Consider the following 12,193-nt stretch of genomic DNA (forward strand, 5'->3'; position numbering starts at 1 on the left):
GGCTGACGATGCGAGACGCTCGCGTGGGGGCGGGCGTCGCGCTGGGCACGGTCGGTATCGCGCTAACGCTCCCGTTCGGCCTCCCAGCACTGGGTGCCGGGGCACTCGGTGCGGCGGCCGGCGTCGCCGTCGGGACCACCGACACGCGCATCGGCTGGAGCGTCGCCGCCGGGTCCGGTGGCTTCCTCGTCGGAACCGGCATCGCCGGCGCGATGCAAGGGACGGCAGTCGCCCTCGGCGTCGGCGCGGTCACAGGTGCGACCCTCGGTGTCGTCGCGTGGAAGTTCCCCCGCGGTGGTGTTCCCCTCGGAACGACCGGCGTCGGCGCGATGTTCGCAGGTGTGCTGCCAGCAGTCGCCGCGTCGCAGCCGCCCGCCCTCTGGAACATCCCGGCGGGAATGAGCGTGGGTATCGGCCTCGGTACATTCATCGGTCTCATCGTGCAGCCGTGGGCTGCCGAACTCGGCGACGACGTGCCGGCACTGTTCCCGCTGTTCTTCCGGCGCTGGTTCGACCTCGTCCCCGAAGGCGGCGTGAACGACGCGCTGTGTCCGAACTGTGGCGTCGACGTGAACCCCACGGCGGCGTACTGTCCGGACTGTGACGCCTCGCTCGTCGGCATGGTCGGGCCGGCAGACGACTCGCCGACAGGAGCCGTCGACCAGAGCACGGCGAAGGTCCCGGCCGACGCAGTGGCGGTCGACGTAGCCTGTCCGCAGTGTGGCGAGCGGCCTATCGAGGAGCGCGCGACCGGCGTCGGCCTGCTGGGCATGCTCCTGGCGTACCGCTGGCGAACCGAGTCCATGGTCGGGTGCCACAAGTGCAACCGCCGACGGCTGTTCGGAATGGCAGGGAAGAACGTGGTGCTGGGATGGTGGAGCGTCATCACGCTCTTCGTCAACCCGTTCACCATCACGTACAACGTCGGCCGCGGCCTGTACAACGCCGGGCCGAGCAACAAACTCGCCCGCGCACTCGACACGTCCGGCGTCGACTACGAGTGGCTGACCGACCGCGACGCGTTCGACCCGGTGGCCCACGGGGAGAACGAACTCACGCTTCGTGGTCTCCTGCGACTCGGGACGGCCGTCATGCTCGCCGACGGGTCGCTCAGCCACGCAGAGGCGAACACGATGCGAGACGCTGCCCTACAACTGTTTCCGGACCAGTCTGCTGACCGCATCGAGGAGCGCATCAAGCAGTACGCCGGTGAGGTGACGAACGCCGACAAGGTCGCCGCCGGCCTCGCGGACATGCTGACGGCCGAGGGTCGCAGCCTCGCACTCGTGTTCGCGGCACAGGTCGCGACGGCTGATGGCGAAGTCACTGACGACGAACGCGTCCTGCTCGGGCGCATCGCCGAGGGGCTCGAACTCGACAGCGAGGCGGTCGAAGGGGCACTGTCGACGGACGAGGACACGGCCGAAGTACCGACGGCGGCCTGACCGACTGTCACAGCCGGGACTGTCGTCCCGCGACGTTTTTACCGCTCCGCGTGGACTGTTTGGAGTAATGACGAGACCCGACATCTCCGCGGCCGACCTGCCGCGAGACGGGTTCGACTTCGAACACGTCCCCCAGACGGACCAGTCGTTCGAGAACGCACTGGCCGCGGCCCGGGACGGCGACCGGCTCACGGTCGCAGACGGTATCGAACTCATCACGACCGGCACGGACACCGAGGGTATCGACCAGGAGCGCAAAGAACAGGTACTACAGGTCGCCGACCAGCGCCGACGCGACGTCGTCGGCGAGGAGGTTACCTTCGTCGCCAACCTGAACAACAACGTCACGACGGCCTGCAACACCGGCTGTCTGTTCTGTAACTTCAAGAACACGGCCCATACGTTCGAGGAGGGCTACGAGGGCGAGAACGACGGCTTCACCAAGACGCCGGCGGAGTCCCGCAAAATCGTCGCCGACGCCGTCGACCGCGGTGTCTACGAGATTACGTCTGTCTCCGGTCTCCACCCGGGGTTCGCACTCGACGACGAACACCACGAGATTCTTCGGGACTCGAACTGGAAAGAGACGAACTACAAACCGCCCGAGCAGTACGTCACCGACCCCGGCACCTACGTCGAACAGATGGAGGCGATGTCGGTCGACGACGTCCACCTGCACTCGATGACGCCTGAGGAGGCGTACCACGCGAAGCGCGGCGCCGACTGGAGCTACGAGGAGGTCTATCAGCGACTCAAGGACGCGGGGCTCGACTCGGTTCCGGGAACCGCCGCCGAAATCCTCGTCGACGAAGTGCGCGACGTCATCTGTCCGGGCAAAATCGGCACCGGCGACTGGCTGGAGGCGATGGAAGCCGCGGGCAACGTCGGCCTCGGCCTGACCGCGACCATCATGTACGGCCACGTCGACAACGCGGCCCACCGGATTTTGCACCTCGAAAAGCTCCGTGACCTGCAAGAGCGCGTCGACGGCGCCATCACCGAGTTCGTCCCGCTCTCGTTCGTCCACGAACACACGCCGCTGTACGAACACGGCGTCGTCACCGAAGGCGCGAGCCGCGACGAGGACGAACTCATGATCGCAGTCGGTCGCCTCTTCCTTGACAACATCGACCACGTCCAGTCGTCGTGGGTGAAGTACGGCGACGAGTACGGGATGAAGATGCTCAACTGCGGCGCGGACGACTTCATGGGCACCATCCTCTCCGAGGAGATTACGAAGCGCGCAGGTGGCGCATACGGCGAGTTCCGGACCTTCGACCAGTACGTCGAGATGATTCGGGCCATCGGTCGCACGCCGGTCGAACGCTCGACCGACTACGAGCAGCGTCGGGTCGTCACCGGCGACGGGCCACACGGTCCGATGCTCGGCCCGAAGGCGGACGGGACGCCGCTCGTCGAACCGGGACAGATTCCCGAGACGGCGGGTGACGTGGCGAGTGCGGACGACTGAGGACTCGTGCGACACGAGACCATCGAAGGGTCGCGCGAGGACGTTCGCGCGTGGTGCAAGGACGCGCTGGAAGCCTTTGCGCCGATTCGGACCTATCTCGACGAGAAACGGCGACTCCGCGCGAGTACCAACGCCCTCCGGGCCGTCGACGCGGTCGAACTGACCGTGAAGTTCACCAGGACCGTCGACCACGTCCAACTCGCAATCGAGGCCACCGAGAGCAGTCGAACGCTATCCGTCCCCCTCGTCGGCGGGCCGACCGACGACCGTCTGGAGGCCATCGAAGTGGGCTTTCTCGAACACCTGCACGCTGCTGTCGACGGGCGACAGGGCGGAGACGGGCCGACGGAACCGCGGCGGGAGAAAGCGGTCGGCTCGGTCGCGTCGCTCCGAGGCGTCGCAGTCGGTGGGGCGCTCCTCCCGTGGTGGTGAGTCGAACGACACCCGTTTTATCGTCGGCTCACGAACAGCGAGGCATGAACACGCTCGCACCGGCCGAGACCGACGACGAGTGGCGACTGCCACAGCACGCGCACATCGTCGTGTACGAGCGCGACGGGGGCCGCGGGCTGGTGACTATCTACGACTGCGGCGCGGCACAGAAGCCGCCGTCGGCGCAGCTACTCGGTGACCTCGGCAGTGTCCGCGCCGACCACACGGTCCAGACGAACCCGACGGGCTACGTGGTTCGAATGCGTGAACCCTCGGTGCTGGTCCGAGACGGCGAGGGCCACTGGGTCGTCCGTCGTACGTAACCGTTCCGGGTACGCACGGCTGGGCGCGTCACAGCCGACCGTGCGACGACTCGGTCGCTCGCTACTCTGAATACCCTTCCTGCACGAACCGTGTACTCTCGTAGATGTTGAGTAACTCCTCGATGAGTTCCGGCACCGTCTCGTCCTCTTCGAGATGGGTCTTCAGGCGGGCGTACAGGTCACCGTCGAGTTCGATAGTGTGTGACATGGCCTCACTGCACACTATGTGGGCACCACAGAAGAAACTGTACTCGGTGTCACAAGCCGGTCGAAAAAACAGCGGTCGTGGTCAGGGCATCTGTTGCGGGCGTTGTACACCCTTGCGGAGTAGCACCCGCAAGCGCTGTTCGCCCGTCGATGTGATGCTGTAGAGTCCTCCTTCCCGGGCGCGAACGTGCCCCGCGCGTTGCAGGCGGAAGCACTGCCGGTCGACTGCGACAGGGTCGCTGTCGACGGCGCGAGTCAGTTCTTCGATGTGCATCGACGGGACGGCGTCGAGTGCGCTCAGAATCGCCTTCTCACTCGGAACGGCTGCTGTGATACTCTCTCCCATCCACGTAGAGAGAGGTGAGAATCATACATGAATTCGACTAGGAGCCGTATTGACATCTCGGGAGTTGCGACTATCGTCGTCGCTCCAGTCAGATAGTCGTCTCACGCGCCAGCACCGCCCGGTATCGGTTTCCGGCCGACGTGTCACCGGTCAATGCGTCGCGAATCGGGTCTGAGAGCCAGCCGTCACCGGGGGCCGGCTCGCCGTCGAAGTCGTCGGTTCTGAGTGCTGCTGGCAGGAATCGCTCGTACACTGGGAGTCGCTCGCGCAGCGGGACACCGGCTTCGTCGGCGATGTCGCGTAACTCACGCAGTGCAGGCCACTCGTAGTCCGGATTGATGTAGTCGTCCGTGATGGGTGAGACGCCGCCGAGGTCGTCGACACCGCAGTCGAGCAGCTCACGGGTCGGCGAGAGGTTCGGCGGCACCTGCACCGACACCGTCTCCGGGAGACAGTACCGCGCCATCGCGACGACCCGGCGCATCGTCTCCACGTCGGGTCGCTCGTAGCGCGAACGTTCGTTCGGGACGACGTTCTGGACGATGACCTCCTGAACGTGCCCGTAGCGCTCGTGGAGGTCACGAATCGCCAGCAGGCTCTCCGCGCGGTCGCGCCAGTCCTCGCCGATGCCGACGAGGATACCGGTCGTGAACGGCACCTGCAACTCGCCTGCGTTCCGAATGGTGTTGATGCGCTGCCCGGGCGACTTGACCCGGCGGCCAGCGTGTGCGTCTACGTCCGCTGTCGTCTCCAGCATCACACCCATACTGGCGTTGTAGGGCGCGACGAGCGCCATCTGCTCGCGGGTCTGGTCGCCCGGGTTCGAGTGCGGGAGGACACCCCGCTCCAGCGTGTGGCGACACACCGCCCGCAGATAGTGGTGAATGGAATCGTAGCCCCACGCGTCCAGTTGCTCGTGAATCTCGGTGTAGCGGTCGTCCGGGTCGTCGCCGAAGGTGAACAGCGCCTCCGTACAGCCAGCGTCCGCGCCCGTGTCGAGCGTCTGGTTCACGTCCTCGTCGTCCATCAGCGTCGCCTGTCCCGGCGGGTCGAAGAACGTGCAGTAGGTACAGGTGTAGCGACACGCGGTCGTCAGCGGCAAGAAGACGTTTCTCGCGAACGTGAGTTCCTCGGCAGGTTCCACGTCGTCGGGCGTCACTGCTAGCAGCGAGTCCACGTCGTCCTCGTCGAACGATAGCTGTACGTCGTACTCGTCGGCGCCCGGAATCACGACTCGTCGTCTATCCGCAACCGACAAAAACGTGTCTCACCACTCGTCACCGCCACCCAAGAAAGCCAAAAGGATGGTGGTGGAGTTTGCCAGAACACGAGGCCTCGTGCGTTTTACGCAACACGGGGTATATATAAAGAGACTCGTACTGGCTCAGCCGTCGACTCGACGGACGTTCACGCGCCCGTTTCCGCGTTCGAGTCGAAAGCTGTGTTCACGAAGCCACGCGGCCGCGCCAGTGTGGCCGTCGTCGTGGACGAGGACCTCGACGAAGTCCGCCGGTTCGTCCACGTCGGTCGCGAGGCGGTGCGAGTCGACGACGCGAAAGTCGGCGTCGACGGCCGCGGCCGCCGCTCGATGGTCGAGGAACGACGCGCCGTGATAGTCGACGCGGAACTCGGGGTGGCGGACGACGAGCGCGTTGGTTCCGCTGCCGCGCCCCGGCGCGACGACTACGTCGCCGTCGACGTCGAACAATCGGTTCAGGGATTTCGGCGTGGCCAGCGCGAGGTCGGCCATCACGACGGCGACCGGTTCCGTCGGTTCGCCAGCGGCCGCACCGGCTACCGACTCGGCCAGCACGCCGTTGACTGCCGCCGAAAGCGACCGGTCGTCGACCGTCACCGGGGCGTCACAGTCGACCTCCCGCGTCGAGAGGAGCTCAGGCTCGTAGCCGGTCGCTCGAATCGTGTCGAGCACGTCGTCGCGCATCGCCCGCGCGAACGCCGCACGTTCGTCGACGTCTAAGACGGGCGAGAGTCGAGACTTCGGCTGGTCTGGCGCGTACGGAACGACGACACGCATAAAAGGAAGTTGAGAATCCGCGCGACTCAGCCGAGGCGGCTGTAGTCGTCGCCCTGCTGGCTGTACCAGTAGATGCCACCGCCCACGAGCAGGAGCGCGACGAGCGCCGCAGCACCGTACATGATAAGCTGGTTGCGGCTCTCGTTCGCGGCCTTCGAGTCGGCCGAACTACCTGCTTCCTCACTGGCGCGGTTCGCCAGGGTCTGGGCGTTCTCGAAGTTCCCGTTCTCGTACGCCGAGACGGCGGAGTCGAACGAGGACTGTGCGTCGGAGACCGACGCGCCACTGGACTCGGCCGAGTCGATGCTCTCTTTGGCCGAGTTCAGTGCTTCACGCGCGGATTGACTCTCGCTCGTGAAGTGGTGCGCGGTCGTGGTCCCGATGTCGTTCGTCGTACCACCGTCGCGGACCTGCGTCAGCGAGGCGACCACGAACTGCTCCTCGTCGGCGTAGGTGTAGTTCGTGACTTCGGGCACCGTCCCGGTCACCTTCACCGTCACCTGATTCGTGTCGGTCTTCTCGGCGTCGATCTTCGTGTAGTTGAACGACTGCCCGTCGAACGACTGTTGGTCGATCTGACTGCCGGTGTCGGTGTCTTCCGTGACGACCGTCCACGTCACGTCCTGCAGTTCGGTTTCACCCTGCAGCGTCCAGTTCGTGTAGCTCGGGTTCTTGTACAGTTCGCTGAGCGTCACCGTCGCCGTGTACTGTTCACCCACCTGCTTCTCTTCGGGGACGTCCTCGTTGGTAATCGTCACAGCTGTCGCTGTGCCCACCGCCGCGACTGCGAAGAGCGCGACGACCGCGAGGATTGCCCACCTAGAAGAGCGGATCGAGTTCATCCTCGTCATCTTCGACCAAGTTCTGTAAGTTCTCTTCGCTTTCCTCGCGGATGGAATCGATGTTGTCCTGTGCCTCGATTGCGACCTGCTGCAGTTCCTTGATACGCGGGACGTTGTTGACGCCCGACAGGAGGATACAGGACGCGACCTGCGGTTCGTTGAGCGGGTAGTCCCCACCGCGAACCTCCATGGAACCGGTCTGCTCCTCGAGCCACTTCCGCCCGCGCTCTATGCCTTTCCGGTTGAGGTGCTTCGTCGGCCCTGCCATCACGAGCAGTGCGCGTTCGGCACCTTCGATTTCACACGGGAGTGTGAGGCGGCCGAGTGCGGCCTTGCGGACGAGCGATGTGATGCGGTTGGTCGTGTGCGCCGTGTCGACCTGTTCGTCGCCACTGCCGGTGAAGCGCGAGAGGAGGCCGCCGTCGTCGTCCATCTCGACGTCTTCTGTCGCGTAGCCGACTGTCGAGACACCGCCACCCGCGAGGGTGTTGATAATCTCTGAGGAGTCGACGACGCTCTCTGCGACTTCGTCGCCCGCGCCGATTTCACCGGCACCGAACAGGACGCCGAAGCGTCGCACGATTTCGTCGTTTATCTCGTCGTAGCCGCCCTCGACGGACTCGCCGGCCTGTCGCCAGGAGTCGTTGTCGAAGACGAGGAGGTTGTCGACCTCGCGCACGAACGTCTGGAACGAACGTGCGGCGTTGAGTGTGTAGATGCCACCTTCGTCCGACCCGGGCAGTACGCCCAGTCCGTACACGGGAATCGTGTAGATTCGCTTGAGGTGTTTCGCGAGGACTGGCGCGCCACCACTGCCAGTACCGCCGCCCATCCCGGCCACCACCAGGAAGGCGTCAACCTCGTGCGTCGGAATCGAGTCGATGGCACCCTGCACCTCGTCGATGTCCTCTTCGGCGATTTCCGCGCCGAGTTCGTTGTCTGCACCCACGCCGTGCCCTTTGACGCGAGATTGGCCGATGAGCACACGGTTCTCTTGCCTGATATTGTCCAGCCCCATCAGGTCAGCTTTCGCCGTGTTCACCGCAATTGCAGCACGTATGATGCCGCTTTGCGTCCGTTCGTCGTAATCGACGAAACGGTCGACGATTTTTCCACCTGCCTGACCGAAGCCTATCATCGCCAGTTTCATTGAAGGGGGGTCTCCGTTGACTCGACAAGAATGGGAAGAACACTATAAGCCTTTGGATGGTACGTCTCTCTAACATGTGTCAGTAGTAGGCACAAAACCGCCAGATGACCGCGCTATCGCCCGAAAACGCCGCCGTCAGACAAACGATTATTCCGTGACAGGTGTGCAGTCTATTTAAGCCGCAGCCGCACCCGGTTCGGCCGTCGCCTCGTCGCGGGCGATACCGAGATAGTCCGTAAGCGTCCGTAACTCGTCGGGTTCGACACCGAAGGCCGTCACGTCGTTGTCCGTAACGGTGTTGTCCATCTGGAGCGACCGGGCCTGGTCCGGACCGAACGGCACGAACGGAATCGGCCCGGCGACGGTCAGGCCGAGCTTCGCCATCGCCATCGGGATTGGGAGGATTTTGACCGACTTTCCGTCTGCCTCGTAGGCGAGATGGGTCACGTCGGCCAGCGTCAGCACTTCGGGACCCCCGATTTCGTAGGCTTGACCGACGTGTTTCTCGTCCTCGACCGCGTCGGCGAGCAGCGGAACCAGGTCGTCGATCCAGATGGGCTGGAAGCGCGTCTTTCCGCCACCCGGCAGCCCGGTGACGACCGGCGTCGAGAGCTTCTTCGTGAACGTGACGAACTCCCCGCCGTCGCCGAAGACGACCGAGGGCCGGAAGATGACCCAGTCGAGTGAGGAGTTGCGGACGATTTCTTCGGCCTGCCCCTTCGAGCGAATGTACGCCGTCGGCCCGTTCGAGTCGGCACCCAGTGCCGACATCTGGACGAGCTTCCGGACGTCGTGTTCCTCACACGCGCGGACGACGTTCTCCGTCCCCTGTCGGTGGACCGAGTCGTGGGTCGCGTTCCCCTTCGGCTTGAACAGCGGCGAGAGTGCGACGAGGTTCACCGCCACGTCCTGTCCCTCGAAGGCGTCCGCGATGGACTCGTACGCGCTCACGTCACCCATCACCGTGTTCACGGTGTTCGGTAGGTCCCCGTCGTCGGGGTGTCGCGCGAGTGCCGTCACCTCGTGCCCGCGGTCGGCCAGTTCCGCACAGAGTCGCTCTCCGACGAAGCCAGTCCCACCAGTGACGATTACTTTCATAACTGATAGATAGGGTGGTAGCTGGATAAAGGCATCCCCGAACAACGGGCGACAGTGAGAGACGGCGACGGGACCGACGCAAACACCCTGGCGCGCGCTTTCGAGCGTGTCGAACGAGAGCGAGGCGGCATCGCCGCCTCGTAGCGAACGGGGAACGGAGTGATCCGTGAGCCAGTGAGACCACGAGATGTAGCCGTGCAACGTGCGAGTCGACAGAAATCTCTGATTTCTGGAGAGGAGTCGGATGGGGAGGACGTGGCTGGGAGGATGCTGGGGAGGCGGTGCGGTCATGTTCCGCCGGCATTCGCGGGCTGCTCGGCAGAGTCAGCAGTCGTCGACGCGACCGGAAACCCGACTGAACCAGTAACTAACGACCCGACCGACCCAGCCCACGACACGACGAACAGGAGACGACAGACAGAAAGCCCCCGCGAGAATACCGCGAGTATGCTCGTCACACTGGAGGGACTCGACGGGAGCGGCAAGACGACGGTGTGGGAGGCGCTCCACGACACCTACCCGGACGCGACGTTCACGCGCGAACCCACGAACTCGTGGTACGGCGACGTGGTGAATCGGGCCATCGACGACGACGACTCCGATTCGCTCGCCGAACTGTTCCTGTTCATCGCCGACCACGCAGACCACCTCGAACGCGTGGTCAAGCCTGCACTGCGCGACGGCGATCTCGTCATCTCCGACCGGTTCTCCGACTCGCGCTACGCCTACCAGGGCGCGACGCTCGACGGCCGCATCAAGCGCCCGATGGAGTACATCCGCGGCGTCCACCAACCCTTTACCGTCCAGCCCGACGTGACCATCTATCTCGACGTCGACCCGCGAACGGCCATGCAGCGTTCGGGGGCGACGAACAAGTTCGAGCAGTCGAAGTATCTGACGAAGGTACAGCAGAACTACGAGCAACTTATCGAGTGGCAACCGGAGCGGTTCGTCCGCGTCGACGCGACCAAGTCTCCCGAAGAAGTGCTTGACCGCGTCGAGGACGTGTTCGAGACGATTCTGGCCGACGAGTAACACGAATAGCGTTGTCGCGGCGGGACACCACCGTTGCCACGTCGATATCTCAGTCGCTGGTCGCCGTGAACGTCGCGCCGAGTGCGTACTCCTCCCTTTAGTCTACTCTCGCGCTCTCGCTCGCTTGCTCGTGAGTCCCCGGTAGACGACCCGACACCGTCCGGGGTCGACCGAGCCACACACCGATACGCCGGAACCCGCCGAGTCGCTCAGCCCCTCCGCACAGGTCACGAACGACCACCCGAACCCCGCCCCGCTCGCGGTCGAGAACAACACGTGCCTGAATTCACGAATCCCCGATTATGACAGCATCAGAATCATATCTGACTGTGAACACCGGCCACGTGAAAATCCGCCCTGTTGTAACCAATCTCGATGTTATCGAATCAACCAATATCGCCCCATAGAGGGCTCTTACGTCAATTTCTGTACGTAGAGGGGCGCTCAGGCTTTATCAGTGCCTAATACCTTACTAGTTGGGAGTTCCGTTCAATCCGATGAGGTCCTAAGCGTCGTTGAGGTCGAAAATGACAGAAATACCACGTCGAACGGTCCTGAAAGGTATCGGTGCTGGAACAGCCATCGTCGCCGGCGCGACCGGCTCTGCACTGGGAGCCACTGCCGGAGCGGCCGAGGAGAACGCGGGTCTCAGAGTCGCACACGCGTCACCGGACGCACCCGCGGTCGACGTTCTCGTCGATGGTTCGGCCGTCGTCGAGGGACTGGAGTTCGGAACCGTGACGGACTACCTCGAAGTCCCTCCGGGCGAGTACGAAGTCGCGGTCAACGCCGCCGGCACAGACCAGACCGTCTTCGGGCCGGTCGCGGTCGAGTTGGAAGCCGCGCACTACACGGCCGTCGCACGCGGTGAAGTCACGTCCGAGGATTCCGAGTTCACCGTCTCGCTGTTCCAAGACACGTACGAGGGTGACCTCGGCGACGACGAGGCCCGGGTTCGCGCGATACACGCGTCCCCCGACGCGCCACAGGTCGACGTGACAGTGGACGACGACGCACTCACGGTGTTCGACAACGTCGCCTACGGAGAGTCGAGTGGCTACACCACCGTCCCGGCGGGGACCTACGACGTCGAAGTCAGACCCTGTGCAGGGGGTGACGCGGTGTTCGAGGTCTCCGACGTGCCGCTCGAAGGCGGTACCACGTACACCGTGTTCGCGATTGGCTACCTCAGCCCCGACGACGACCCGAGTGACGAGTCCTTCCGACTCAAGCCCGTCGTAGACGCGAGCGCACCCGGGGACGGGAGTGCCGACGAACGCGTCAGCACACCACGCCGCCGCGTCCGGCAGTCGCGGCTGGAGGAGATGCTGGCGCGTGTCGGTCGACCTTGGTAACCTCGCAGAACAGCACACTCGAACCAACCCCCATTTCTGAACCGGTCGTCACCGACTCTCTCGGTGCTGGAGAGCGGTCAGTCTGACGCACGATACTCGAGTCCAGCGCCCAGAAACGCCGAATCATGTCGACTCATCGCATCGTCTCGGGCAATTCCACGTCCTCCGGCGCCGGCATCCAGAAGAAGTCCACGGTGACGCCGAGGACCAGCGGGAGGGCGATAGCCACGAGCAGGGCGAGGTTCGTCGAGCCGAGATTGGTTCCGAACTGGAACGCGCCGGAGATGACCAGCGTCGTCGCCAGCAGGAGGACGGGCGTGATGACGACGACGTAGACGACCGACCCCCAGTCCGTGTCGAGGCGTTGCCGGAAGAACCGCGTCGAGACCGCCGCGACGAGGGTGTTGACCACCACGAGGATGACGAGGCCGATGACGCCGACCAGTGCTACCAT

General features: G+C 64.3%; 14 protein-coding genes. 6 read left to right on the forward strand and 8 right to left on the reverse strand.

The genetic code is table 11. The features are described from left to right. The first annotated feature begins 8 nt into the window (after nt 1–8). The 4 genes from ACSC1P_RS05375 to ACSC1P_RS05390 all read left to right on the forward strand — a co-directional run bounded on the left by ACSC1P_RS05375 (nt 9) and on the right by ACSC1P_RS05390 (nt 3,671). Nucleotides 9–1,445, forward strand: coding sequence for a TerB family tellurite resistance protein (locus ACSC1P_RS05375; protein WP_435359102.1), 1,437 nt, complete (start codon nt 9–11; stop codon nt 1,443–1,445). Between the two features lie 67 nt (nt 1,446–1,512). Beyond that, complete coding sequence (gene cofH, locus ACSC1P_RS05380; RefSeq protein WP_435359103.1) at nt 1,513–2,916, forward strand: 7,8-didemethyl-8-hydroxy-5-deazariboflavin synthase subunit CofH; 1,404 nt, start codon at nt 1,513–1,515, stop codon at nt 2,914–2,916. Between the two features lie 6 nt (nt 2,917–2,922). Beyond that, nucleotides 2,923–3,348 (forward strand): hypothetical protein, encoded by a 426-nt coding sequence (locus ACSC1P_RS05385; protein WP_435359104.1) that lies wholly within the window; start codon nt 2,923–2,925, stop codon nt 3,346–3,348. A 44-nt stretch (nt 3,349–3,392) separates the two neighbouring features. After that, nucleotides 3,393–3,671, forward strand: coding sequence for a hypothetical protein (locus tag ACSC1P_RS05390; protein ID WP_435359105.1), 279 nt, complete (start codon nt 3,393–3,395; stop codon nt 3,669–3,671). 61 nt (nt 3,672–3,732) lie between these two features. Here ACSC1P_RS05390 and ACSC1P_RS05395 read toward each other — a convergent pair whose 3' ends face one another. The 7 genes from ACSC1P_RS05395 to ACSC1P_RS05425 form a co-directional block, all read right to left on the reverse strand. Continuing rightward, the gene (locus ACSC1P_RS05395) at nt 3,733–3,879 is read right to left on the reverse strand and encodes a DUF7557 family protein (RefSeq protein ID WP_435359106.1); all 147 of its coding nucleotides are present in this window, start codon (nt 3,877–3,879) and stop codon (nt 3,733–3,735) included. A gap of 81 nt (nt 3,880–3,960) precedes the next feature. After that, on the reverse strand, nt 3,961–4,224 hold the full coding sequence (locus ACSC1P_RS05400) for a hypothetical protein (RefSeq protein ID WP_435359107.1): 264 nt from the start codon (nt 4,222–4,224) through the stop codon (nt 3,961–3,963). 88 nt (nt 4,225–4,312) lie between these two features. Then, the gene (gene cofG / locus ACSC1P_RS05405) at nt 4,313–5,455 is read right to left on the reverse strand and encodes a 7,8-didemethyl-8-hydroxy-5-deazariboflavin synthase subunit CofG (RefSeq protein ID WP_435359108.1); all 1,143 of its coding nucleotides are present in this window, start codon (nt 5,453–5,455) and stop codon (nt 4,313–4,315) included. Between the two features lie 153 nt (nt 5,456–5,608). Continuing rightward, entirely contained in the window at nt 5,609–6,259 is a 651-nt protein-coding gene (cofC, locus tag ACSC1P_RS05410) for a 2-phospho-L-lactate guanylyltransferase (protein WP_435359109.1), read from the reverse strand. 26 nt (nt 6,260–6,285) lie between these two features. After that, nucleotides 6,286–7,101 (reverse strand): hypothetical protein, encoded by an 816-nt coding sequence (locus ACSC1P_RS05415; RefSeq protein ID WP_435359110.1) that lies wholly within the window; start codon nt 7,099–7,101, stop codon nt 6,286–6,288. Beyond that, the gene (locus tag ACSC1P_RS05420) at nt 7,079–8,251 is read right to left on the reverse strand and encodes a tubulin/FtsZ family protein (RefSeq protein WP_435359111.1); all 1,173 of its coding nucleotides are present in this window, start codon (nt 8,249–8,251) and stop codon (nt 7,079–7,081) included. The genes ACSC1P_RS05415 and ACSC1P_RS05420 overlap by 23 nt, the downstream gene beginning before the upstream one ends. A gap of 174 nt (nt 8,252–8,425) precedes the next feature. Then, a complete protein-coding gene (locus ACSC1P_RS05425) occupies nt 8,426–9,349 on the reverse strand; it encodes a complex I NDUFA9 subunit family protein (protein WP_435359112.1) in 924 nt (307 codons plus the stop codon). 447 nt (nt 9,350–9,796) lie between these two features. Here ACSC1P_RS05425 and tmk point away from each other — a divergent pair, with 447 nt between their 5' ends. Together tmk and ACSC1P_RS05435 are read left to right on the forward strand one after the other, a co-directional pair. Beyond that, complete coding sequence (gene tmk, locus ACSC1P_RS05430) at nt 9,797–10,384, forward strand: dTMP kinase (protein WP_435359113.1); 588 nt, start codon at nt 9,797–9,799, stop codon at nt 10,382–10,384. A 527-nt stretch (nt 10,385–10,911) separates the two neighbouring features. Further along, nucleotides 10,912–11,739, forward strand: a complete 828-nt coding sequence (locus ACSC1P_RS05435; RefSeq protein ID WP_435359114.1) for a DUF4397 domain-containing protein — start codon at nt 10,912–10,914, stop codon at nt 11,737–11,739. Between the two features lie 133 nt (nt 11,740–11,872). Here ACSC1P_RS05435 and ACSC1P_RS05440 read toward each other — a convergent pair whose 3' ends face one another. After that, entirely contained in the window at nt 11,873–12,193 is a 321-nt protein-coding gene (locus ACSC1P_RS05440) for a DUF7991 family protein (protein WP_435359115.1), read from the reverse strand.

Source organism: Haloarchaeobius caseinilyticus (assembly GCF_051207395.1).
Taxonomy (GTDB): domain Archaea; phylum Halobacteriota; class Halobacteria; order Halobacteriales; family Natrialbaceae; genus Haloarchaeobius.

Coding starts and splice junctions, on each gene's coding strand:
- ACSC1P_RS05375 (WP_435359102.1), top strand. CDS start 9: ATGCGAGACGCTCGCGTGGGGGCGGGCGTCGCGCTGGGCACGGTCGGT.
- cofH (WP_435359103.1), top strand. CDS start 1,513: ATGACGAGACCCGACATCTCCGCGGCCGACCTGCCGCGAGACGGGTTC.
- ACSC1P_RS05390 (WP_435359105.1), top strand. CDS start 3,393: ATGAACACGCTCGCACCGGCCGAGACCGACGACGAGTGGCGACTGCCA.
- ACSC1P_RS05395 (WP_435359106.1), bottom strand. CDS start 3,879: ATGTCACACACTATCGAACTCGACGGTGACCTGTACGCCCGCCTGAAG.
- ACSC1P_RS05400 (WP_435359107.1), bottom strand. CDS start 4,224: ATGGGAGAGAGTATCACAGCAGCCGTTCCGAGTGAGAAGGCGATTCTG.
- cofC (WP_435359109.1), bottom strand. CDS start 6,259: ATGCGTGTCGTCGTTCCGTACGCGCCAGACCAGCCGAAGTCTCGACTC.
- ACSC1P_RS05415 (WP_435359110.1), bottom strand. CDS start 7,101: ATGAACTCGATCCGCTCTTCTAGGTGGGCAATCCTCGCGGTCGTCGCG.
- ACSC1P_RS05420 (WP_435359111.1), bottom strand. CDS start 8,251: ATGAAACTGGCGATGATAGGCTTCGGTCAGGCAGGTGGAAAAATCGTC.
- ACSC1P_RS05425 (WP_435359112.1), bottom strand. CDS start 9,349: ATGAAAGTAATCGTCACTGGTGGGACTGGCTTCGTCGGAGAGCGACTC.
- tmk (WP_435359113.1), top strand. CDS start 9,797: ATGCTCGTCACACTGGAGGGACTCGACGGGAGCGGCAAGACGACGGTG.
- ACSC1P_RS05435 (WP_435359114.1), top strand. CDS start 10,912: ATGACAGAAATACCACGTCGAACGGTCCTGAAAGGTATCGGTGCTGGA.
- ACSC1P_RS05440 (WP_435359115.1), bottom strand. CDS start 12,193: ATGGTAGCACTGGTCGGCGTCATCGGCCTCGTCATCCTCGTGGTGGTC.